17 protein-coding genes are annotated in these 24,204 nt (G+C 39.7%); 11 read left to right on the top strand and 6 right to left on the bottom strand.

Going from position 1 to position 24,204, the window contains the following annotated elements; genetic code table 11:
• Positions 1 to 161 precede the first annotated feature (161 nt).
• From RV13_RS02895 to RV13_RS02880, 4 genes are all read left to right on the top strand, one after another.
• Positions 162 to 1,985, top strand: coding sequence for an APC family permease (locus RV13_RS02895; RefSeq protein WP_010747154.1), 1,824 nt, complete (start codon positions 162 to 164; stop codon positions 1,983 to 1,985).
• 235 nt (positions 1,986 to 2,220) lie between these two features.
• The gene (locus tag RV13_RS02890) at positions 2,221 to 2,667 is read left to right on the top strand and encodes a MarR family winged helix-turn-helix transcriptional regulator (RefSeq protein WP_010747153.1); all 447 of its coding nucleotides are present in this window, start codon (positions 2,221 to 2,223) and stop codon (positions 2,665 to 2,667) included.
• Positions 2,667 to 5,048, top strand: a complete 2,382-nt coding sequence (locus RV13_RS02885; protein WP_060789101.1) for an ABC transporter ATP-binding protein — start codon at positions 2,667 to 2,669, stop codon at positions 5,046 to 5,048. The genes RV13_RS02890 and RV13_RS02885 overlap by 1 nt, the downstream gene beginning before the upstream one ends.
• Positions 5,049 to 5,063: 15 nt before the next feature.
• Complete coding sequence (locus RV13_RS02880; protein ID WP_010747151.1) at positions 5,064 to 6,908, top strand: ABC transporter ATP-binding protein; 1,845 nt, start codon at positions 5,064 to 5,066, stop codon at positions 6,906 to 6,908.
• A 50-nt stretch (positions 6,909 to 6,958) separates the two neighbouring features.
• On the opposite strand, the gene RV13_RS02875 is transcribed toward RV13_RS02880, so the two are convergent.
• The 6 genes from RV13_RS02875 to RV13_RS02850 form a co-directional block, all read right to left on the bottom strand.
• Positions 6,959 to 7,552, bottom strand: coding sequence for a hypothetical protein (locus RV13_RS02875; RefSeq protein ID WP_035015740.1), 594 nt, complete (start codon positions 7,550 to 7,552; stop codon positions 6,959 to 6,961).
• Entirely contained in the window at positions 7,542 to 8,546 is a 1,005-nt protein-coding gene (locus RV13_RS02870; RefSeq protein ID WP_028020377.1) for a DUF4947 domain-containing protein, read from the bottom strand. Before RV13_RS02870 ends, RV13_RS02875 begins: the two co-directional genes overlap by 11 nt.
• Before the next feature lie 161 nt (positions 8,547 to 8,707).
• Positions 8,708 to 9,370 (bottom strand): ABC transporter permease, encoded by a 663-nt coding sequence (locus tag RV13_RS02865; protein ID WP_028020376.1) that lies wholly within the window; start codon positions 9,368 to 9,370, stop codon positions 8,708 to 8,710.
• A gap of 5 nt (positions 9,371 to 9,375) precedes the next feature.
• Positions 9,376 to 10,293 (bottom strand): osmoprotectant ABC transporter substrate-binding protein, encoded by a 918-nt coding sequence (locus RV13_RS02860; RefSeq protein WP_010747147.1) that lies wholly within the window; start codon positions 10,291 to 10,293, stop codon positions 9,376 to 9,378.
• Positions 10,294 to 10,296: 3 nt separating this feature from the next.
• Positions 10,297 to 10,932 carry an ABC transporter permease gene (locus RV13_RS02855; RefSeq protein ID WP_010747146.1) on the bottom strand — a complete coding sequence of 212 codons (636 nt, stop codon included), beginning with the start codon at positions 10,930 to 10,932 and terminating at the stop codon, positions 10,297 to 10,299.
• Between the two features lie 2 nt (positions 10,933 to 10,934).
• Positions 10,935 to 12,107 carry a betaine/proline/choline family ABC transporter ATP-binding protein gene (locus RV13_RS02850; protein ID WP_010747145.1) on the bottom strand — a complete coding sequence of 391 codons (1,173 nt, stop codon included), beginning with the start codon at positions 12,105 to 12,107 and terminating at the stop codon, positions 10,935 to 10,937.
• Between the two features lie 431 nt (positions 12,108 to 12,538).
• On the opposite strand from RV13_RS02850, the gene queA reads away from it, so the two are divergent.
• The 7 genes from queA (at position 12,539) to RV13_RS02810 (ending at position 24,094) form a co-directional block, all read left to right on the top strand.
• Positions 12,539 to 13,570: a tRNA preQ1(34) S-adenosylmethionine ribosyltransferase-isomerase QueA gene (gene queA, locus RV13_RS02845; RefSeq protein WP_010747144.1), complete on the top strand. Its 1,032-nt coding sequence runs from the start codon at positions 12,539 to 12,541 to the stop codon at positions 13,568 to 13,570.
• Between the two features lie 593 nt (positions 13,571 to 14,163).
• Positions 14,164 to 16,806: a cation-translocating P-type ATPase gene (locus RV13_RS02840; RefSeq protein ID WP_028020375.1), complete on the top strand. Its 2,643-nt coding sequence runs from the start codon at positions 14,164 to 14,166 to the stop codon at positions 16,804 to 16,806.
• A gap of 198 nt (positions 16,807 to 17,004) precedes the next feature.
• Entirely contained in the window at positions 17,005 to 18,150 is a 1,146-nt protein-coding gene (tgt, locus tag RV13_RS02835) for a tRNA guanosine(34) transglycosylase Tgt (protein ID WP_010747142.1), read from the top strand.
• An 85-nt stretch (positions 18,151 to 18,235) separates the two neighbouring features.
• Positions 18,236 to 18,604: a preprotein translocase subunit YajC gene (gene yajC / locus RV13_RS02830; RefSeq protein WP_028020374.1), complete on the top strand. Its 369-nt coding sequence runs from the start codon at positions 18,236 to 18,238 to the stop codon at positions 18,602 to 18,604.
• Between the two features lie 265 nt (positions 18,605 to 18,869).
• A complete protein-coding gene (locus RV13_RS02825) occupies positions 18,870 to 20,462 on the top strand; it encodes a SpaA isopeptide-forming pilin-related protein (protein WP_010747140.1) in 1,593 nt (530 codons plus the stop codon).
• Positions 20,463 to 20,740: 278 nt separating this feature from the next.
• A complete protein-coding gene (gene adhE, locus RV13_RS02820; RefSeq protein WP_010747139.1) occupies positions 20,741 to 23,341 on the top strand; it encodes a bifunctional acetaldehyde-CoA/alcohol dehydrogenase in 2,601 nt (866 codons plus the stop codon).
• 279 nt (positions 23,342 to 23,620) lie between these two features.
• On the top strand, positions 23,621 to 24,094 hold the full coding sequence (locus RV13_RS02810; protein WP_010747138.1) for a hypothetical protein: 474 nt from the start codon (positions 23,621 to 23,623) through the stop codon (positions 24,092 to 24,094).
• The last annotated feature ends 110 nt before the right edge of the window (positions 24,095 to 24,204 follow it).

The raw sequence follows: 24,204 nt of genomic DNA, 5'->3' as shown, positions 1-24,204 counted from the left end.
ACAACAGCGTATTACTGTTGTTTTGCCTGTTTTCGTGTTTTACTAAAGGTATGAAAATTTGTTGGAAAAATCATTGACATTTGATAGGAGTGCGAGTAATATTTCGCTTGTTTGCATTTTTTAAAGAGAATGCTGATTAATAGAAATAGGGAGTGAGTCTAGTGGATTATCTTAAACGCTTGCTGGTTGGCCGGCCGCTAAAGTCTTCGGAAAACGATGATCAAAACTTGTCACGTTTTGCTGCTTTAGCAATGCTTTCCTCAGATGCGCTATCTTCTGTGGCCTATGGGACGGAACAGATCGTTGTTGTTCTGGTTACCTTGTCAGCAGCAGCGATTTGGTATTCATTGCCAATCGCAATAGTCGTTTTGGTTTTATTAGCATCATTAATTTTATCTTATCGTCAAATTATTCATGCCTATCCTCATGGCGGCGGAGCATACGTCGTCAGTAGTGAGAATTTAGGAAAAAATGCTGGTCTGATTGCCGGCGGCTCACTTCTAGTCGATTATATGTTGACCGTAGCTGTGTCCGTATCAGCGGGGGCGGAGGCAATTGCTTCTGCAATTCCAGCCCTGTATCATCATCGCGTATTGATTTCCGTTATTATTGTTTTATTATTGATGCTGATGAATTTACGTGGGCTGCGTGAAAGTGCGGGACTGTTGATGGTTCCTGTGTACAGCTTTATTGCGGTGATTACGATCTTAATTATTGTTGGTCTTGTTAAAATTGTGACAGGTACAGCGCCTATGCATGCAACGGCTCAAGTCGGAGCAGTTGTTCCAGGAATTACTATGGCGCTCTTGCTGCGGGCATTCTCTTCCGGCTCTTCCTCGTTGACAGGGGTTGAAGCAATTAGTAATGCCGTTCCGTTCTTCAAAAAACCGCGGGCAAAGAATGCTGCAGGAACATTAGCAATGATGGGCTTGATTTTAGGATTCTTCTTTACGGGAATTACTTTTTTGAACTATTGGTTTGGAATTGTTCCAACGGCGGAAGTGACCGTCCTATCACAAGTGGGGGAAGCCGTCTTTGGTAAAGGTATCATGTATTATCTATTGCAATTTGTTACAGCATTGATTTTAGCGGTAGCAGCAAATACGGGCTTCTCAGCGTTTCCTGTCTTAGCTTACAATTTAGCAAAGGACAAATTTTTGCCTCACCGCTATCAAGATCGTGGCGATCGTCTAGGCTACTCAAACGGGATTATTACTCTGGCCTTAGGTTCCATTGTCCTGTTGTTGATTTTCCAAGGATCAACAGAACGCTTGATTCCATTGTATTCAGTAGGGGTCTTCATTCCATTCACGTTATCACAAACTGGGATGGTCTTGAAATGGCGTAAAGAAGGACATCACTGGATTCGAAGATCTATTGCTAACATTATCGGTGCTTTGATTTCATTTGCAATCGTAGTGATTCTATTTGTTTATCGTTTACCGGATATTTGGCCCTTCTTCATCATTATGCCGATTTTGATCTTTGGTTTTTACAAGGTTCATGAGCACTATAAAAATGTTGCCGAACAATTACGTTTAGTTGACGATGTTGAATTGCACGAATACGCTGGAAATACTGTGATTGTGCTAGTTGGAAATGTGACTCAAGTAAATATTGGCGCAATCAACTATGCGCGTTCAATCGGTGATTATGTCATTGCCATGCATGTATCGTTAGAAGAGAATGAAGAGAAGGAACGGGAGATACGTCATGAATTCCGAGAAAAATTCCCGGATGTTCGTTTTTCAGTTGTTCGTTCTCCGTATCGTTCGATTGTTAATCCAGTCAGCCGTTATGTGGATCGTGTAAGTAAAAATGCGAAACAGCACAACTATACAACGACTGTCTTGATTCCGGAATTTGTACCTAATCGAACGTGGAAGCGATCCTTGCATAACCAAACGGCGTTGCGCTTACGTTTCCGCTTGTCTTATCGGGATGATATCATTATCAGTACCTATAATTATCATTTGAAAAAATAGAAAACTGTCAAAAGTGGGGTGTCCAAATTGCATGGATACCTTGCTTTTTTATGCTTAAAAACTATATTTCTTAAGAGAAATCAAAAAAATTAAAAATAAAACGGATTCATCTGTTTTTTTGAGTAAAATGGGTTGATTTTAATTGCTATTAGCGGTAATATCAAACAGCATTAATTACTAACACTGTTAGGTATTAATGGACTGAAATTATTTTTTCAAAAGAAGGAGGAGTCTAATGACATTCGCAGAAGATGCTGAACGTGAACTGATGCAGCTGATGGTCCAAAATCGTCATGGCGCATTCAGTAAAATAGAAAAGAGCAGCAAAGGCGCTAATATCGTCATTAAGGTGCTGGATCGTTTAGGTGAACCGACAAATCCGAAGCATTTAGCCGATACGCTTAATCTGTCTACTGCTCGAATTGCTGCTGTGCTGGGGAATTTGGAAAAGCGCGGATTGATTAGCCGAACGATGGATCCTGATGATCGACGGCGAATCAATGTCAGTTTAACGGAAAGCGGAAAAAAAGTAGCCAAAGCTGAAAAGCAGGAGATGCGAAATAAAATTGTTCGAGTGTTTGAGCTTATGGGAGAAGAAGACACAAAAAAATATCTCGAATTAACTGCAAAGTTTGTCGACTACTCGCAAAAATTATCCATGGAAGGGGAAGGTGAGCAATAGTGAAGATTTTTAAATATCTTGGTAAGTATTGGTATGCGATCATCGCCGTATTTTTACTTTTAATTGTACAGGCATCTAGTGATCTGAGCTTGCCAAGTTTAACATCGGATATCGTTGATGTCGGTATTCAACAAGGAGGACTTGAACAGTCGACTCCAGATAAAATTAGAAAATCAACGCTTCAAGGAATCGAAATCTTCATGACCGATAAAGAGAAGCAAACGATTAAAGACAATTATAAGGAAGCTACTCAAACCGTTGATGGAAAAAAAGTGGCTATCTATAAACTAGATCTTCAAGAGGGCATGACGAAAGAAAAATTAGCAAAAATCTTTGATCTGCCAATGATGATGATTGCTTCGACTCGCTCAAAAGATTCAAGCAACGCGAAAGAAGCAAAAGAAATCATTAATGATTACACAGCTATTTCAAAAGATGCTGCCAAAGCACAGGCGTTAGGACAGGAAGCAAAAACTTTAGGTGAACAGGCACAAGCTGCTGGACAAGAAGCCGCAGCGGCAACAGATGGCGCAACGGCTGCCGCTAAAGGCGCTGAAGCTCAAAGCTTAGCTGCTGAGGCCCAAGCAAAAGGAGCAGAAGCTCAGAAGCTTGGCGAAGCGACTAAAGCCAAAAATGATGCGATGCCAGCCAAAGTAAACGCTGCTCGTAAGGCGACGAAGGATAGCTTAGGTGATGTTGGTGAAGCTTCATTGAAGACTGTCGGTATCCAGTTGACTCTAGCTGAATACAAAGCCTTAAACGTCAACACGCAAAAAATTCAAACCGACTACATGATCAAAACAGGTGCTAAAATGATCGGTCTAACACTCCTATCAGCAGTAGCAGCGATTATTGTAGGTCTGATTGGTTCGTTGGTTGCCGCAACAGTGGGTAAAAACCTGCGGGTTGGACAATATGAACGCACATTGGAATTCTCTAACAATGAGATGGAAAAATTCTCTCCAGCTTCATTGATTACTCGAAATACCAACGATATCCAGCAGATTCAAATGGGGATCGTTATGATCATGCGTATCGTACTGTATGCACCGATTTTAGGAATTGGTGGTATTTACAGAGTATATAAAACCGGGACTGGCATGGGCTGGATCGTTGGTGTAGCTGTAGCGGGTGTCTTAGTTTTAGTCGTGACCCTGTTACTGACCACGATGCCTAAGTTTAAAGCTTTGCAAACATTGGTTGACCGTGTGAACTTGGTTTCTCGTGAAATTATCACTGGGCTCCCAGTTATTCGCGCGTTTTCTCGTGAAAAGTATGAAGAAGAACGATTTGATGTGGCCAACACGAATTTGATGAAAACACAAATGTTTGTAAACCGTGCGATGTCACTAATGATGCCGATCATGATGCTGTTGATGAATGGTATCTCGGTCTTGATCGTTTGGGTCGGCGGACATAATATGGACAATGGTCAATTACAGGTCGGAGATATGATGGCGTTTATTACCTACACGATGCAAATCGTTATGGCCTTCATGATGTTGTCGATGGTATCTATTATCTTGCCTCGTGCCAATGTGGCTGCAGGTCGTGTGGATGAAGTTTTGAACACAGAACCTACGATTAAAGATCCAGAACAACCAAAAGACGACCATGACTTTAAAGGTGAAGTGAAATTTGAAGGTGTTCAATTCCGTTATGGCGATGCTGATGCTGATGTACTACATCACATCAATTTCACGGCTAAGCCTGGTGAAACAACAGCCTTGATTGGGTCGACTGGATCAGGGAAATCAACGATCGTTAATTTGATTCCGCGTCTATTTGATGTGACTGGTGGACGAATTACCATTGATGGCATCGATATTCGTGAAATGAGTATGCACAAGCTGCATGAAATCATGGGCTTTGTACCGCAAAAAGGGATATTGTTCTCAGGTGACATTGCTTCAAATATCAAATTTGGCGATGCGGATATCTCTGATGAGCAAATGAAAAAAGCGGCTTCGATCACACAAGCTGATGAATTTATCAACTCGAACGAAAAAGGCTTCGATCGTGCAATTTCTCAAGGTGGGACAAACGTTTCAGGTGGACAAAAGCAACGCTTATCTATTGCCCGCGCCTTAGCGAAGAACCCTAAAATTTTGATCTTTGATGACTCATTCTCAGCTCTTGATAACAAAACAGATGTTGCATTGCGTAAAGCGCTAGCTGAAAATATCAAGGATGCGACGCAAATCATTGTGGCACAAAAAATATCAACGATCCTGCATGCAGACAATATTATCGTATTGGATGAAGGCCGTGTCGTTGCGCAAGGACGTCATGAAGAATTGATGCAAACATCAGCTGTCTATCAAGAAATTGCTCAGTCACAATTAAGCAATGCTGAATTAGGCATAGAAGAAGCGGATTAAGGAGGAGCGAGAAGAATGGCAGAACAAAAACAAAATCGCCCTCATGGTGGCGGACCTGGCCGGGGAATGGCTGCGCCAGTAGAAAAAGCCAAAGACTTCAAAGGAACAATCAAAAAATTAGTTTCCTATCTTGGCGCATATAAAATCGCAGTTTTTTTTGTAATGATCTTTGCAGCAGCCTCAACGATTTTTAATATTTGGGGGCCAAAAATCTTATCAAAGGCGATTACTGAATTATTTAATGGCTTGATTAAGAAATATCAAGGAACTGGCGATATCAACTTTGAAAAAATCGGTGGCATCCTCCTTTTCATGTTAGCTCTTTATGGAGTTGCTTCCTTATTCGGAATCATCCAAGGCTGGATTATGTCGACGATTTCGCAAAAAATCACATATCGGATGCGGAAAGAAATTTCTGAAAAAATCAATCGCATGCCGATGAACTATTTTGAAAGTCGGACGACAGGGGAAGTCCTTTCACGTATCACAAATGATGTGGATACCTTAGGACAATCCTTGAACCAAAGCTTAACTCAATTGATTACTTCAACCTTTACGATTGTTGGAGTTATTGTTATGATGCTTTCGATTTCAGTGAAGATGACAGGGATTGCGATCTTAATCGTACCAATTTCTTTAATACTGATCTTAGTTGTTGTGAAAAACTCACAAAAATACTTCAAAACCCAACAGGAATACCTTGGAGTTATCAATGGGAAGGTAGAAGAAACCATCGGTGGGTATACAATCGTTCGTTTATTCAATGAAGAAGAAAACTCATTAAAAGAATTTAAAGAGCAAAATGATGTATTGTTCAAATCAGCTTGGAAATCACAATTTCTTTCTGGATTGATGCAGCCCATTATGAACTTTGTCGGAAACTTAGGCTATGTCGGTGTGGCGATCGCTGGTGGGGTTATGGCATACAACGGCTCAATCACAGTCGGAGATATCCAAGCGTTTATCCAATATGTACGTAACCTGACACAACCAATTGCTCAGCTTGCGCAAGTATCTAACATGCTTCAATCAATGGCGGCAGCGGCTGAACGCGTCTTTGAATTCCTAGCAGAGGATGAAGAGGATCAAATGGCTGAAAACCCAGTTCAGATTGACAAAGCAGAAGGCATGGTGGACTTTGAACATGTTCAATTCGGTTACACACCGGATAAGATCGTTATCCAAGACTTTACTTCTCATGTTGATCCTGGTCAGACAGTCGCAATTGTGGGGCCAACTGGTGCTGGTAAAACGACAATGGTTAAGTTGCTGATGCGCTTTTATGATGTAAATTCTGGTGCAATCAAAATTGATGGTCATAACATCAAGGACTTCAATCGTGCAGATTTACGTAAAAATATCGGGATGGTTTTACAAGATACCTGGTTATTTAAAGGCACAATTATGGACAACCTTCGTTACGGTCGTTTAGATGCTACCGATGAAGAAGTTTATGCAGCGGCAAAAGCCGCTCACGTGGATCACTTCATCAAGACATTACCTGGCGGCTATAATATGGAATTAAACGAAGAGTCTTCCAACATCTCGCAGGGGCAAAAACAATTGTTGACGATTGCTCGCGCGATTTTAGCAGATAAACCTATTCTAATTCTCGATGAGGCGACATCCTCTGTTGATACACGGACAGAAGGATTGATCCAAGAGGCTATGAATAACTTAATGAAGGGGCGTACCTCTTTCGTTATTGCCCATCGTTTGTCAACAATCAAAGATGCGGATAAGATTCTCTATATGCAAGGCGGAGATATTAAGGAACAAGGAAGCCACGAAGAATTATTGGCTCAAAACGGGCTTTATGCCGCATTGTATAATTCGCAATTTGAAGAATTATCAGAATAATAGAAAATGGACGAGACATCCTTCTGATGTTCGTCCATTTTTTTAATCACTCAGTAATGATCTTTGTCTGTGATCATCATTGTCTCTTTATCGTAGTGAATGGTGATCGAATGACTAGTATACTCCCCATTTTTTAGTTTATTCCAAGTAGCCATTGCTCTTGGGGGCATTCCATAATCTTCTTTTTCCCAACTAGTCACCGTATCTGGTGGGCCAACAAGCTTTTCTAGTTCTTCGTAACTGGAACCGCCGGTGAAAGAATATTTCTCGTTATCGGCGTCGTAGTTCTCTGTTGCAACTTTTACCGAATCGTAAATACTTGATGTCCATTCTCCGGGAAATTCGGTTTTTTCTCCAGAATTTGCAGCATTAGGTTTAATTGGTTCGTATGTCGGTGTGCGAGTATCATTTATTTTTGTAACCAAAAAACTAAGCGGACCAATTAAGACAAAAATAGTCGAAAGAACCGACCAAATCAGAATTTTCGTCTTTTTCTTTTGGGGATTGGACGGCTCTTGAATTGGTTTTTCTGGTGTCTTCTTTCTTTGTTTTAAATAGAGCGTGCCACAGTAATCGCATTTCCAGCCATTTTCAACTTGATGAAATTTAGTACTTCCACAGTTCATACATTCTTTACTTTTCATGATAAAGTCCATCCGATCCATAATTTTCAGGAAAATCATCTGGATACTTGCCTAGTCCTGCGCGTGGATATTTTTCCGGTAATCGAGTAAAGGAGACATAGCGGACTATCGGCGTCACATATCCTACTTGATCATCAGTGAAATAGACATTAGGTTTTCCTTGTTTTTCATAAACGAATTGCTTCGTATAGCCTGCATAAGAATTATCTTGAACGAAGGCAATAAAAGCTCGTACTTCTCGCCAAGTCAGTTTGCCTTGCTGCCATTGTTCTCTAAGGACTTTGGCTTCGTAACTCACGGGGTTATTTTGATCATCAAACTCAAGGGTGAGATTTTTTTGAATTTTCTCTGAATTTGTGAGGATGTCATCAGGTTGTCCCCAAATGCGTATAATATCTGAACTTGAGTATTGATCAAAATTAGGGCCATAAGCTGCAAGAAAACCTGCTTCGCGATAATAGGTGGTTACAGCGAATTCAGAGTCTGGATTTTCAATAATCATATCCTCTTTCGGTGCCGTTTTAAGTCTCTTATTTTTTAGTGACTCATGTTCCGCTTGGGCTTTCTTCAAACGCTCTTCGAAGTCCGCAGTTTTGTCTCCGCCGTATTCTTTGACGGATGCGCTAGCTAGTTTCAGTTCGGCTTGATTCAAAGAAAGCTCAGCAATTCGTACATTTCTTTCTGGATTTTTTAATTGACTAGCAGTATACGTTTCTTTCCCAGGTTTATCAATTGCTGCGGGATTAGGGTAAGAAGCTGTTTTTGTTGGTGTTTGTTCTTTCGTAATGACCAGAAAAAATCCGCTAACTAAAAGAAGACCCAACATGATAAGCAAAGTAATCCGCGTAATAGGCATCCTTTTTTGCGGAAGGCTACTCATTTTTTTCGGTTTCTCTTCAAATTCATAAACAGCATGACAATAATCACATTCATAGCCCTCTGCGGTTTTATTAAAGTGATTTCCACCGCAATAGTTGCATACTAAACCCTTCATCTTTTCTCCTCAAACTTTTTCTCATAAAAGTCCTCTTCAAATAACTTGAATAAATGATAACACGGAGTAAATGGTGAGGAAAAGCACAAAAAGAACAGATTAGTATTAAATAAGAAAATGCTGCTGTTTGAAGGTCTCTTCAAACAGCAGCATTTTTCATTTTATTTACTTGTTTTAGTAGCAGGGTCTAATTTCCGTTCGACCATCCCTAAAATCCAGTCAGTCATAATAGCCATTAAAGCAGTAGGTAAGGCACCTGCCAAAATAATAGCGGTCCCATCTGTTGCATTCGTACCACGAATGATAATATCGCCTAAACCACCCGCTCCAACGAATACTCCGATGGCAGTGATTCCGATGGCAACGACTAATGCATTTCGAATTCCTGCCATAATGACTGAAACGGACAGAGGCAGTTCGATCATATAAAGTCGCTGCCAATTTGTCATGCCCATGCCGGTTCCGACGTCTAAGGCATTTTTATCGACTTGCCGCATACCAGTGTAAGTATTTTTGATAATTGGTAGTAACGAATATAGAAATACTGTCAGGATAACAACGTTGACACCAAGACCCATTCCAATCATCAATACGGAAATCATTGCCAATGAGGGGATTGTTTGGATAACATTGGCTAAACGAATAACCCAATTGGCTAACTTCGTATGGCGCGCAATGAAAATCCCCAACGGAATTCCAACGATCGCGGCGAAGATAACTCCATAGATCGAGATTAAGAAGTGGCGTACAAATTGGGCAAAAATAATACTGCCATTCGTTTGATAGTATTGAATGAATTGTTGAAAAGTATTTAGATTTTCCACTACGCTCACTTCCCTTCGAAATAGTTATGTTCTTTTAGAAAATCTTCTGCAACGATTTGTGGTTCGACTAAGTCATTATCTGCGCGATAATTAAGCTTTTGCATCTCTTCAGTAGAAATCGTTCCTGCAAGACGTTCCAGTGCATCTTTTACTTTGGGATCAGATTTCAATAGCTTATTAGAAACGATTGGCGCAGCGTCATAAGGAGGGAAGAAGCGTAAGTCATCTTCCAGCATTACGAGATCATAGCTGGCGATACGTCCATCTGTTGAATACCCGAGAACAATGTCCATCTTTCCAGCTGAGAGGGCATCATATACAAGGCTGACCTGCATCGGTAAGATTGAAGAAAACTCAAATCCATAGGCTTGCTTAAATCCTTCGTAGCCATCTCCTTTACGTGTAATCCAAGAAGTGTCTACCCCAGCTTTCAATTCTCCTGAAACTCGTTTTAAATCACTTACCTTTTTAAGATTATATTTTTCAGCGGTATCTTTTCTTACTAAAAAGACATAGGTGTTATCAAATCCGTAAGATGGGAACCAGGTTTGATCAAAACGCTTTTCAAATTCATCATGTACGATATTGAACGCTTTTTTCGGATCTTTTTCCGCAGGCAATTGCAAGATAGAGGATAAATCTGTTCCCGTGTAGCGTGCGGAAGATATGGAAGCATCGTCTTTTAACATAGCTTGATGGTTAATCATATTGGTAGCTAAATTATTAATTACAGTGGTCTTTTTATCCGTATAATGTTCAACCATACCAGCAGTGATGCTTCCTAATATTTGCATTTCTGAAGTAATCCCGCCTGTAATCGCGATTGTGTCTTCATCATCATTGGAAGCTAATCCAGGAAAAGAACAACTACTTAGAAACAATAATGAAAGTCCGAGTAAAGCTAAAACTTTTATTTTTTTCATTCTTTACTCCTCCTTCCTTAGTGCTGCGGGTGTCATGCGATCCTCTAAGAAACCTAATAAGAGGTCCACAATTAACGCCATTAAGATAACAGGAACGGTTCCAGCGATAATCAAAGGGGGTTGGAAATTATTCAAACCACTGAAAATCATATCCCCTAATCCGCCTGCTCCAATATAAGAAGCCAGCGTTGCCCATGCAATTACATACACTGCGGCTAAACGAATACCAGCCATGATCGTTGGGACTGCGATTGGCAATTCTACCGTGAAAATTGATTGCAAATTGGTCATCCCCATGCCTTTAGCAACATCTCGGTAATTTCGGTCCACATTCTTCATTCCGATATACGTGTTTCGTAAAATCGGCAATAAAGAATAGATAAACAACGCGATGATCGCTGGGAATTTACCTACGCCGAAGAAGGGAATCATCAAAGCAAGCAAAGCAAGTGAGGGAATGGTTTGTAAGACACTGGCAACTCCGATAACAAAATTTGATATTTTCGGCAGGCGAGTCAATAAAATGCCTAAAGGTACAGCAACTAAAATACCAAGACCTAATGCAATAGCAGAGATATATAAATGTTCAGCACTCTTTGTCAGCATTTGCCCACCATATTCATTGATGAATGCTTGCATAGTTATGCCTCCTCGCTTGTAATGCTTTCGGCCGCATCTCCGAAGGTTTCTTCTTCACCCCAAAGAACATCATAAATGATGTCTACAAGGGAAACTCTAGTTAAAATGCCGACAAGATGCTTGTTTTCATCTACGACGGGAACATATTTAACGCCACGTTTTAGAATTCGTTGTAAACTATCACGAACCAAAGCTGCTTCCTTCACATAAAAAACGTTTGGATTAATAATATCCCCTACACTTGTCGCTTTACCGCGTCGACGTTCACGGTCGATAGTTTCGACATCGACAAATCCCTTTAAGACATTGTCTTCATCAACAATCAATAACGTATCTACACGTTTTTCGCGCATTAAACGAATGGCATTTTGCAAGCTCTTTTCCGGTGTAATGGATACGGCGGTATGCATCATAATTTCGCCAACTGTTGTCGTATCCGGTTTTGCTTGTAATAATCGATCTTCACCCAAAAGCTCCTCTACGAATTCATTCGCGGGTTGCTGCAGGATGTTTTCCGGTGTATCAAATTGAATGACTTTTCCGTTGTCCATAATCGCAATTCGATTGGCCAATTTTAAAGCTTCATCCATATCGTGGGTAACGAAAACGATGGTCTTACCTAAGCGTTCTTGTAAATCCTTCACAAGGTCCTGTAAAGAATCGCGAGTGATCGGGTCGAGGGCACCAAAAGGTTCATCCATTAAAATGATGTCTTGATCGGCTGCGAGTGCTCGAACAACCCCAATCCGTTGCTGTTGCCCACCAGATAGCTCATGGGGATAACGATCCAGCATGTCCCGCGGTAATTCGACTAGATCAATCATTCTTTCTGCTGTTTTATTTTGCTCTTCTTTGTCTACCTTTAACAAACGTTGAACAAGATTAATATTTTCACGAATCGTCATGTGTGGCATCAGTCCAATATTTTGGATGACGTACCCGATTTGACGACGCAATTCAACAGGGTTTTTCTTCTGAATGTCTTCTCCGTTAATCGTGATTGTTCCTTTTGTTGGATCAATCATCCGATTAATCATTCGCATAGTCGTCGTTTTCCCGCTCCCACTTGTACCAATCAAACAAATGAATTCTCCTTTTTCAAAAGAGAGGTTGACGTCCTCAACGGCTACTTTGTTCCCATTGTAAATTTTAGAAACGTGGTCAAACTCAATCATTTTTTCACTCCTTCTTTCTGAATAAAAATCATCTTATTAGCGCTTTGTACACCAAGATTACGAACTTGCTAATGCAAGTTCGTAATCTTAATAATTAGCATCTTAAATGTAGAAAAGTTAACAGACTTATAGTTTTAGTATGCAACAAAGGTCAATTAAAAACAAATAACTGGCTTGTTTTTGGTCAAAATAATGTATTAGAAACCGTTATCTATGGTTTTAAAATAACCGTTACACCCTTAGTACATCACATTTTTCTCATCACAAAGGAGTAGAGAAGGGGAGAATAAAAAAACATTTTTATACTAATGAAAGAAATCAATTTTTAAATTTGTATTATTTTTTCTTTTGGTTCTTGAGGAAGAAAGCAGCACGGTGCTTTTCAATCAGAATTCCCCATGATAGAATAGCGAAGGAAAAGAGGAGAAGCTATGTTAACCACAGAGGATTTTGATTTTGATTTACCAGAAGAATTAATTGCCCAGACCCCTCTAGAAAAACGCGATAGTTCACGTTTGCTGATTTTGGATCGGGAGACTGGTCAAATTGAGGATAAACATTTTGAAGAGATTATTGAGGAGTTAGCTCCTGGTGATGCATTAGTAATGAATGATACTCGAGTTTTGCCTGCTCGCTTATATGGAGAGAAGCCAGAAACCGGCGGTCATCTAGAAGTACTTTTATTGAACAATACACAGGGTGATGAATGGGAGACATTGATCAAACCAGCGCGTCGGGCGAAAGTAGGGACTCAGATTGTTTTCGGTGATGGGCGCTTACGTGCAGAAGTGAAGAAGGAATTGGAACACGGCGGACGAATAGTAGAATTTTCATATGAGGGAATCTTTTTAGAAAATTTAGAGTCGTTAGGTGAAATGCCTTTACCGCCTTATATCAAGGAACGCTTAGAAGATCCTGAACGCTATCAAACGGTATATGCGAAGGAAAATGGTTCGGCAGCTGCGCCAACTGCGGGGCTGCACTTTACTCCGGAATTGTTGGAAAAGATTGCAGCTAAAGGTGTGAAGCTTGTCTATTTGACCCTGCATGTTGGGCTTGGTACATTCCGCCCTGTAAGCGTTGATAATATTGCTGAACATCAAATGCATAGTGAATTCTACCGTTTGACAGAAGAAGCTGCGGCTCAATTGAATGAGGTTCGTGCGAATGGCGGAAAAATAATTGCTGTTGGGACGACATCTATTCGTACGCTAGAAACAATCGGAACGAAATTCAATGGTGAAATCAAAGCCGACAGTGGTTGGACAGATATCTTTATCACGCCTGGCTATGAATTCAAAATCGTTCAAGCATTTTCGACGAATTTCCATCTGCCGAAATCAACACTAGTAATGTTAGTCAGTGCTTTTGCTGGACGAGAAAAAACTTTGGCGGCTTATCATCATGCAATTGAAGAACGTTATCGTTTTTTCAGTTTTGGTGATGCAATGTTTGTTAAATAAGAAGGAGACCAGTGGATGATTTCACTGGTTTTTTTGCACACAAAAAAGCCAGGCTCTCGACTGCCTGGCTCTTAGAATATCGGAAGGATTAGTTCATTCGAATTTTATATTACTTTTTATGATACATGCAAAGTATTACATGAATTTCTTGACTATAAACATAAATATTTGTTTTTACTACGTTTTCACTTTTATTCAGTTTTAAGAAACTTTTTTCTTACTTACGTATCTTTTTACTTGTGTGTTTGATGTACTACTCAACCTCTGATACGCATTCACTATTTATAAAGAAATACTTCACACGTACACTCTTGACAACTTTTCGGTGAATCTTGTATTACTAACAATTTTATTGTTTACTTTTTTCTACTTTCTTATCGAGAAATCCTTCGAATGATCTAAGTTCCTCCTTCCTTGTATCTATAATATAGCACATTTGAATTGTTTTTGGAAGCGATTACACTTGGTTATTTAGAAAGATTAATTTTGTTACTTTTTGACCAAAAGACAAGGTGTATGCTTTGAGTTAAGACTCTTTTCTGTGTTATAGTAATAATATAGACAGGTTTTTTATAACGAAAAGGAGGAATGGGATGGAACCCTACAAAGAGACGATAGATACCGTAGTTAGCGAATTTGACGCTGATTTAGCTGATGGATTGACGGAAGATAAAGTACAGGAACAAATAAAAAATAACGGAAAAAATAAATTTGATGAAGCGCCAAAGGAATCCTTGATTAAAAAATTTTTTCATAGTTTGACGGATTTTACAACGATTATTTTATTAGTTGCAGCAGTTATATCCCTTTATACCGCTATAGCGACTGATCATGGTGATTATTTCGAAAGTTTTCTAATTATAGCTATTGTTGTGATTAATTCGGTTTTAGCGATCGTGCAGGAAGGAAATGCGGAGAAAGCATTATCTGCTTTGCAAGATATGAATAAGCAGACAGCGACTGTCATGCGTGATGGAAAACAAGAAGAAATTGATGCTGAGAATCTTGTGCCGGGGGATACACTACTACTTGAATCTGGCTCAATGATCACTGCGGATGCAAGAATCGTAGAAGCGTCACAATTACGTGTAGAGGAATCAGCATTAACGGGTGAAAGTGAACCAGTGATGAAAGATCCAGAATATCAAGGCGAAGAGGACGATGCATTAGGTGATCGCTTGAATATGCTTTACAAAGGATCGACAGTAGTTAATGGTCGCGGTAAAGCAATCGTAACTGCAACTGGTATGAAGACTGAGATGGGAAAAATCGCCGGTCTTTTAAATAGTGATGAAACACAAAAAACACCTCTGCAAAAACGATTAAATCAATTAGGGAAACGGATCAGTTTGATCGCTTTGGCAGCTGCGGCTTTTGTGTTTTTCATTGGAGAGATGCAAGGCGAACCAATGTTGGATATGTTTATCACTGCGATTTCCTTAGCTGTGGCGGCCGTGCCGGAAACATTGACGGTTATTGTGACATTAACATTAGCCTATGGCGTTCAAAAAATGGCGCAAAAGAATGCGATTATTCGCCGATTACCAGCTGTGGAGACTTTAGGATCAGCAAACGTGATTTGTTCTGATAAAACTGGGACATTGACGCAAAACAAAATGCGTGTTCGTCGTGTCTGGACACATGGTGATTCGGTCGTTGATACTGAAGAAGGTATGACGGAAGAAGCGATGGAAGTTTTGAGCATTGCGGCTTTATGTACCGATGTCATTGTGGAAAATGATGACAATGAATTAGAAATTAAGGGCAATCCTACAGAAGCAGCAATTGTTCGCGCAGTAGAGGAAAATTATCATACGAAAGCTGAACTAGAAGAAAAATACCCGCGAATCGGTGAAATTCCTTTCGACTCTGATCGGAAAATGATGACGACTGTACATAAGCGCGGGAAGAAATTTATTTCTATTACTAAAGGTGCTTTCGACGTGTTACTACCAAAATTCCATTATGGGGATGTAGATCAGGCGGCGATCGTTAATGACCGTTTCGGGAAAAAAGCGTTACGAGTCATTGCTGTAGGTTATGCGATCCATGAAGAAGAACCTAAGGACATAACCTCGGAAGCATTAGAAAAAGATTTGCGCTTGATGGGCTTGATCGGTATGATTGATCCGCCAAGACCAGAATCAAAAGCAGCTATTGCACGTGCCAAAAAAGCAGGGATCAAAACAGTGATGATCACCGGGGACCATGTCGTTACTGCCGGAGCTATCGCCAAAGAATTAGGAATCATGAAAACTCGGAAAGAAGCGATTTCTGGTGCTCAATTACAAAAAATGAGTGATGAAGAGCTTGATGGACGTGTAAAGGACTTATCTGTTTATGCACGTGTGACACCAGAAGATAAAATTCGAATCGTCAAATCCTGGCAACGTACAGGCGCTGTCGTAGCGATGACTGGAGATGGCGTCAATGATGCTCCGGCATTAAAAGCGAGTGATGTTGGTTGTGCCATGGGAATCACCGGTACCGATGTTGCAAAAGGTGCAGCCGATATGGTGTTGACCGATGACAATTTCGCAACAATCGTTGATGCAGTAGCTCGCGGACGTTCTGTGTACCAAGGAATTCGTAAAGCAATCAACTTTTTATTAAGCTGTAATATCTCAGAAATTTTCATTGTAGTGATTGCCATGCTATTAGGCTGGGGCGCCCCGTTTACGGCAGTACAATTGCTGTTTGTAAACGTAGTAGCAGATGGGCTTCCTGGATTTGCGTTGGGGAGAGAACCGGCTGAAGCTGGAATCATGGATGAAAAACCAATTCCTCGCGATGAAGGAATCTTTGCTCGCGGCCTATGGAAAAAAATTGGTTTGAACGCAGTGGTCTTTACGATTGTGACTCTGATTGGTTTCTATATTGGGGCATTTGTTGAACATGTCAGCTACTTTACGCCACCAAGTTTAGAAGTTGGACAAACTGTTGCATTTCTAGTTTTAGCTTATTCATCAATCCTGCACGTATTTAATGTACGTAGTAGTAAATCGATTTTTAAAGTAGATTTAGCAACGAATAAATCATTGGCTCAAATGGCCTGGTTAGCATTAGGAATTACAACGGCAATTGCGCTAATTCCTCAGACACAAGAATTGTTCTATCTTGTACCAATCAGTATGAATCATTGGGTGATTGCGATCTTGCTTTCAATTGTACCAATCATAGTGAACGAGCTAATCAAGTTCCATAAAGCACCAGAAGTAGATCCGGAAAATATTTAGAAACGAACGTCTTCGATGGTCATTCTTTCCATCGAAGACGTTTTTTAATAGTAAGGGAAAGGTTATACGCAAAAAGAGATTTTGAGTCTATTTAAGTTCTTCTTAGGATCGCTGTAAGAGAAGTTGCAAAAGCGGCTTAAAACCAGTATTATGGTACAAGTTGCAAACACATACATATAGAAGAAAGTAGGAAATTAAATGACTGAACCTGCCATTTCTTATCGTTTAATAAAGAAAGAAAAACATACAGGGGCACGCTTGGGCGAGATTATTACGCCTCACGGTACTTTCCCGACACCTATGTTTATGCCCGTAGGAACGCTTGCTACAGTAAAAACAATGTCACCAGAAGAATTGAAGGAGATGGGTGCCGGCATTATCTTAAGTAATACCTACCACCTTTGGCTGCGTCCAGGAGAAGATTTGGTCGCTGAAGCAGGCGGCCTGCACAAATTTATGAATTGGGATCAGCCAATCTTAACCGATTCTGGCGGTTTCCAAGTCTTTTCACTGGCTGATATGCGCAATATCGTCGAAGAAGGAGTTCATTTTAAAAATCATTTAAATGGTTCGAAGATGTTCTTATCACCAGAAAAAGCGATCGATATTCAAAATAAATTAGGCTCAGATATTATGATGAGCTTTGATGAGTGTCCACCATTTGATGAAAGCTATGATTACGTCAAAAAATCTGTTGAACGTACGTCTCGCTGGGCTGAACGCGGCCTAAAAGCACATGCGAATCCAGCGACTCAAGGCCTATTCGGGATTATTCAAGGGGCTGGCTTTGAGGATCTACGACGTCAAAGCGCGAAAGATCTTGTAAGTATGGATTTTCCTGGCTATTCTATCGGCGGGCTTTCTGTTGGTGAGCCAAAGGAAGAAATGAACCGAGTATTAGAATTTACTACACCGTTAATTCCAGAAAACAAACCTCGATATCTTATGGGGGTTGGCGCGGCCGATTCATTAATAGATGGTGTCATACGCGGTGTTGACATGTTTGACTGCGTGCTGCCAACACGTATAGCACGTAATGGTACCTGTATGACGTCTGCTGGTCGATTAGTCGTTAAAAATGCGAAGTACGCTCATGATTTCCGTCCTCTAGATGAAAAGTGTGATTGCTATACTTGTCGTAATTATACACGTGCATATATTCGTCATTTGATCCACTGTGATGAAACCTTTGGGATTCGCCTGACTTCTTATCACAATTTGTATTTCTTGATCAACTTGATGAAGCAAGTTCGTCAAGCAATTATGGATGACAACTTATTAGAATTTCGTCAAGCCTTCTTTGAAGAATATGGTTTTAACAAGCAAAACGCAAAAAGTTTCTAAAGTCTGATTAAAAAGGCTAGTGTAACGCTGGAAACTTTGTTACAGTTAAAAGTGGATTTACTAAGAATGCGAGGGGAAATTTAAAATGGGAAACTTTTCAATGATTATCTTGCTAGTATTAATGCTGGGAATGTTCTTTATGATGAACCGTTCTCAAAAGAAACAACAGCAAGAACGTCAAAGTTTATTAGATGCAATGAAGGTCGGAGATAGCGTAGTTACTATTGGCGGACTTCATGGTGTGATCTCTGAGATCAACAACAACGATAAAACAGTTACGTTAGACTGTGAAGGAATTTATCTAGTATTTGATCGTTCTTCAATCAGAACGGTGAAGTCTGGTGTCCGTCCAGCGACAGCCCCTGTTGAAACGGAAGTTGTTGAACCAGAAACAACAGAGCCTACTGAAACTGTCGTGGAAGAAAAACCTGAAGATAAAACAGAAGATAAGTAAGATTTATTATTGTTCTTACTATTATAATCGTTAAGGTGCGTAATTATACGCACCTTTTTTTTGTTTCCTCGCAAAAACCAGATTACTTATCAGCTGTTAAAAATAAGGAATATAAGATTTTAAAACCATCTCTTTTGCTGATGATAATCTGAGAAAATAAAAAAAAGAGAGGTACTTTGCCAGTAGAGGAATCAGTACTAGGAAATAGTTATGACGCACGTGTTCTTTTGTTTAGTGGAATAAAACGATATTGGAGGGGAAAAGAATGAGAGAAAGAAATGGTATATCTATCCTTGTCCTTCTTTTGTTATTGGGGCTGAGTATGGTAATAACTAGTGTGTTTTCTCCTGTGGTTACAAGCGCGGCGAAAGATGTTACAGACAAGGTAGAGGTTCTTGGGGTAGAAGTATCCAAAGAGAACGGGATTCAAGTTCCTGAAGCGAATAAAGTTCAAGTAGACGAGATTGTCCAATTGAGCTACTTATGGACCATTAATACAGAAAACATGAAAGAAGTGGAAGCGGGAGATACATTTGCTTTTACGTTACCCGATGAACGGTTTCTCCATACTTATATAGAGGAGTCGACATTGGATTTGACTCATTCTGTCACCAAAGAGACGATTGGTCAGGCTTTTCTAAGAAATAATCGTTTTACTGTAAGACTTAATGACCTAGGAGCAAGTCAAAAAGAGCTGATAAATATTCCATTAACAATTAAAGTGAAAGCTGTAAAAGCAGGCAATGGTATTAATCTAGGAGGCAATGGTTCGCTGACAAATCACAAATTGACAATTATCGATTCAGTAACTTCAAAGGCGAGTCCAATCCAAGTAGAAGCCCAAGTAACAGGAATTGGTGACTTGCCTGAATTTCAACATTTCGAATATGTGATCGTGGATCAAGCAGAACCTGTTAAAGCAGTTGCTTATGGGATTACTGAAAAAAAGATAGTCAAGAAGGGGGAAGTAGTCAAAGTTTCCTTCTATAAAAATAAGTCTCCTCAGGGAAAGTATTTAGACAGGATCGAGGGTTTGAAAGACTGGAAGTCATTGTTAATCGATGGACACAGCTATTTAATTCGTGAGGTTTCTACTCCAGGGTATCAAACAGTAATTACAGGTGGAGCTGGTGAAGGAAATCAATATAATTTTCGAACTCAAAATACCCAAACCAATAAATTTCTTGTCTTAAATCAAATTTCCTTAAGAGGACAGGTCTCTAGTGATCAAGTTTTTGTTCCTGCGACAGCTATTCTTCAGAGTCGAAAGGAACAGTCTGAAATAATAATTGGAAAACCTTCTACAAAAGAAAAGACGACAGCTCAAAAGTCCACTACCCCTACTTCAACCACTAGTTCAGAGAACAAGGACGGTATCAATTTAACTAAAATCGATTCGGCAACAGGAGAGAAGCTCTCAGGCGCAGAATTTGAATTAAGCAACGAGAAGGGAGAGAAGATGTATCTTCGTAAGAAGCTGATGACGGATAAAAATGGTCTGCTTCATATTCATCCGTTGCCAAAAGGTAACTATTCATTAGTAGAAATAAAAGCACCTGAAGGATATACATTGAATAATGAGCCGATAACATTTACCTTTACTAAAAAAAATAAGCAAATCTCCTTAACAAAAGAGAATACCAAGGAAGGCGAGACAGCAGCTACGAAAAAGAATGCTTCAAAAGAGGTGGACACAACAAAAGAAAGCAGCCGCGAACAATCAAGCCAATCAGCATCAACTGCAACTAAAAAACAATATCCAAAAACAGGGATGTCTAATAATAAACTTCTCTCTATTATAGGCTGCATCCTCTTGGTAGGGACAGTTTTTGTATTAAGTGCTAAAAGGAACAGTTAAAGCAGACTTAATGGAAATTCATTTGGGTAGCCACTAATTTCGTATAATCCGAAAAAGCAATTAACGAATAAATTGCATTTGTGAAAAAAGTTCTTTAAAAGAGTAAAGAATTAGTTAAAGTTACTATAAAAACAAATGTTACGAAAGTCTTTAAAATAGGGAGTTTGTTAATAAAACGAAATGGTGTGAAAAAAATCACAAAAACTATTTACAAACGATCGGCTGTGTTGTATGATGTGTATGTGAAAAGTAACACAAAAATTTTTAGGAGGATACACATGGCTAAAGCGATTGAAAAGGAAAAAGACGCGATCAGCGTTGAGCAAGTGATTGATGAATTAGCGGCAAAAGCAAATGTTGCTCTGAAAGAAATGGAAGATTTCGATCAAGAAAAAGTTGACCATATCGTTCATGAAATGGCAATGGCTGCACTAGACAAACACATGATGTTGGCAAAAATGGCGGTTGAGGAAACTGGCCGTGGGATTGTCGAAGATAAAGCAATCAAAAACATGTACGCATCAGAGTATATTTGGAACAGCATCAAACATGATAAGACAGTTGGCGTAATCGGTGAAGACAAACAAAAAGGTTTAATTGAAGTTGCCGGACCTGTCGGTGTTGTTTGTGGGGTAACACCTACCACGAACCCAACTTCTACTACAATCTTCAAATCAATGATTGCATTGAAAACAGGGAATCCAATCGTTTTTGCATTCCATCCAAGTGCTCAAAAATGTTCAGCTGAAGCTGCACGTATCGTTCGTGATGCTGCAATCGCAGCGGGCGCTCCTGAAAACTGTATCCAATGGATCGAAAAGCCATCGATCGACGCAACTTCAATGTTAATGAATCACCCAGGTGTAGCAATCGTCCTTGCGACTGGCGGACCTGGCATGGTTAAATCAGCATATTCCACTGGGAAACCAGCTTTAGGTGTAGGTGCTGGTAACGTACCTTCATACATTGAAAAAACTGCAAAAATTAAACGTGCGGTAAATGATTTGATCGTTTCTAAATCTTTTGATAACGGAATGATTTGTGCTTCTGAACAAGCGGTCATCGTTGACAAAGAAGTCTACGAAGAAGTAAAAGCTGAATTCCAAGCACATCAAGTATATGTAGTGAAGAAAGCAGAATTGAAGAGATTAGAAGACGCTGTAATGAACGAAGGAAAATATGCAGTAAATCCTGCAATCGTTGGGCATTCAGCTGAAGATATTGCGCAACGCGCAGGAATCAAAGTTCCAGCTGGAACTAAAATCCTGATTGCGGAATTAGACGGCGTGGGTGCGGATTATCCATTATCTCGTGAAAAACTTTCTCCAGTTTTAGCTATGATTAAAGCAAATGATCATCAACATGGATTTGATCTTTGCCAAGGCATGCTTGAGTTAGGCGGATTAGGACATACAGCGGTTATCCATACTGAAGACGAAGATTTACAAGTGAAATTCGGTTTGCGTATGAAAGCTTGCCGTATCTTAGTAAATTCACCATCTGCTGAAGGCGGTATCGGTGACATCTACAATGAAATGATCCCATCATTGACTCTTGGTTGTGGTTCATACGGTAAGAACTCTGTATCTAAGAACGTATCTGCTATTAACTTAATCAATGTTAAAACTATAGCGAAACGGAGAAATAATATGCAATGGTTTAAATTACCATCAAAAATCTACTTCGAAAAGAACTCTCTATTGTATTTGACGCAAATGGAAAATGTTGAACGTGTTATGTTAGTTTGTGACCCTGGTATGGTTCAATTTGGGTATGCTGACATCGTTCGCGAAGTTCTTGGACGTCGTAAAAATGACGTGAAAATCGAAGTGTTCTCTGATGTTGAACCGAACCCTTCAACAAATACTGTTTACAAAGGGCTAGAAATGTTCAACGAGTTCCAACCAGATACAGTCATCGCTCTTGGTGGTGGTTCAGCAATGGATGCGGCGAAAGGCATGTGGATGTTCTTTGAACACCCAGACACTTCATTCTTCGGCGCGAAACAAAAATTCTTAGATATTCGTAAACGGACTTACAATATCGGCAAACCTGAAAAAACTCAGTTCGTATGTATCCCGACAACTTCTGGTACTGGTTCTGAAGTAACACCATTTGCCGTTATTACAGATAGTGAAACACACGTGAAATACCCATTAGCAGATTACGCGTTAACACCGGATGTAGCGATTGTTGACCCTCAATTTGTTATGACAGTACCTGCTTCAGTAACAGCTGATACTGGTATGGACGTATTGACACATGCGATCGAGTCTTATGTATCTGTTATGGCATCTGACTACACTCGCGGATTAAGCTTACAAGCAATCAAGATCGTTTTTGAAAACCTTGAAAAATCTGTTAAAACAGCTGATCCAGAAGCACGTGAAAAAATGCATAACGCATCAGCAATGGCTGGTATGGCCTTCGCCAATGCATTCTTAGGAATTTGTCACTCAATCGCTCATAAAATTGGTGGAGAATATGGTATTCCTCACGGACGTACGAACGCAATTCTATTGCCTCATATCATCCGTTACAATGCCAAAGATCCTCAAAAACATGCGATGTTCCCTAAATATGACTACTTCCGTGCCGATGCTGATTATGCTGATATCGCGAAGTTCTTAGGCCTTAAAGGCAATACAACAGCTGAATTAGTGGAAGCATTAATCGAAGCAGTTTACAACTTAGGAGCAACTTGTGGTATTGATATGAACTTGAAAGCGCAAGGCGTGACTCAAGAAACATTGAATACAACAGTGGATCGTATGGCTGAGTTAGCTTACGAAGACCAATGTACAACAGCTAACCCTAAAGAACCATTAATCAGCGAGCTGAAAGAAATCATCGTAACAGCTTACGATTACAAAGCGTAGAGCTTAGCAAGAGCCCTCTTTATGAGGGTTCTTTTTTTTGAACATTTCCTATCCTGTTAGGCAAACAAATAGTAAATGGATAGCTGTCAAAATTATTTCGATCGATGTCCCAAAGACAACAGCGAGTTATGGGAAATTTACATGTTTTTTAGAAAAAAATAATTTCGATTGTTTTTATTTAAAAGATTCAATTTTTTTAGGAAAAATGAATCTCTTTGATTGTTATAGTCTGTGAAAAACGATAGACTAGAATTAGGATAAGAAGAAGGGTTCGAGGGCATGGAGAAGCTGAAGCGAGAGATAAAAGAACTAAGTGAATCAAATGCGCGTTTAGGTGCATTAATTGATTATTTAACAAATGAAAAGAAGTTAATGGCAAGTAAAGCAAATCATATCTTTATGTTAGATATGCAAGATTATGTTGCCGCGTTGAGTCGCTTGGCTCCCTCGGATTCAAAATTTTCTGTGGCACCTCCTGAAATCAAGCAAATCAATCGACTTTTGACGCAGCAATACGAACTGATGAAACTGGTTCAAAGAGATTATGCTCGTCTTGAGGTTTCTGGGAATTTACCAGAGGAGCTAGAGTTCGATGCGAGCAAGAAAAAGCATTTTAGACGCTTGCAGATTATTAATCAGTTATTACTGCAAGACAATATCTATTTTCAATCTATGCTGGATGCAAAAAAAATCAGCGGAAATATTCGGATCGGTGAGAAGAAAAACTGGCTGCAACGACTTCTTAGAAGATAAAGAAATCCATTCGTGGGTTTCTTTTTTTGATTTTTGAATTAGATGACACAAATAAAGAACGACGAATTGATGTGCTCTCCGATAAATGATATGATGTTTTAAAATACATC

This window comes from Enterococcus raffinosus (assembly GCF_001886185.1).
Classification (GTDB): Bacteria; Bacillota; Bacilli; order Lactobacillales; family Enterococcaceae; genus Enterococcus_A; species Enterococcus_A raffinosus.
The sequence above is the reverse complement of the archived record's forward strand: the minus strand, read 5'-3'. Positions and strand labels throughout refer to the sequence as shown.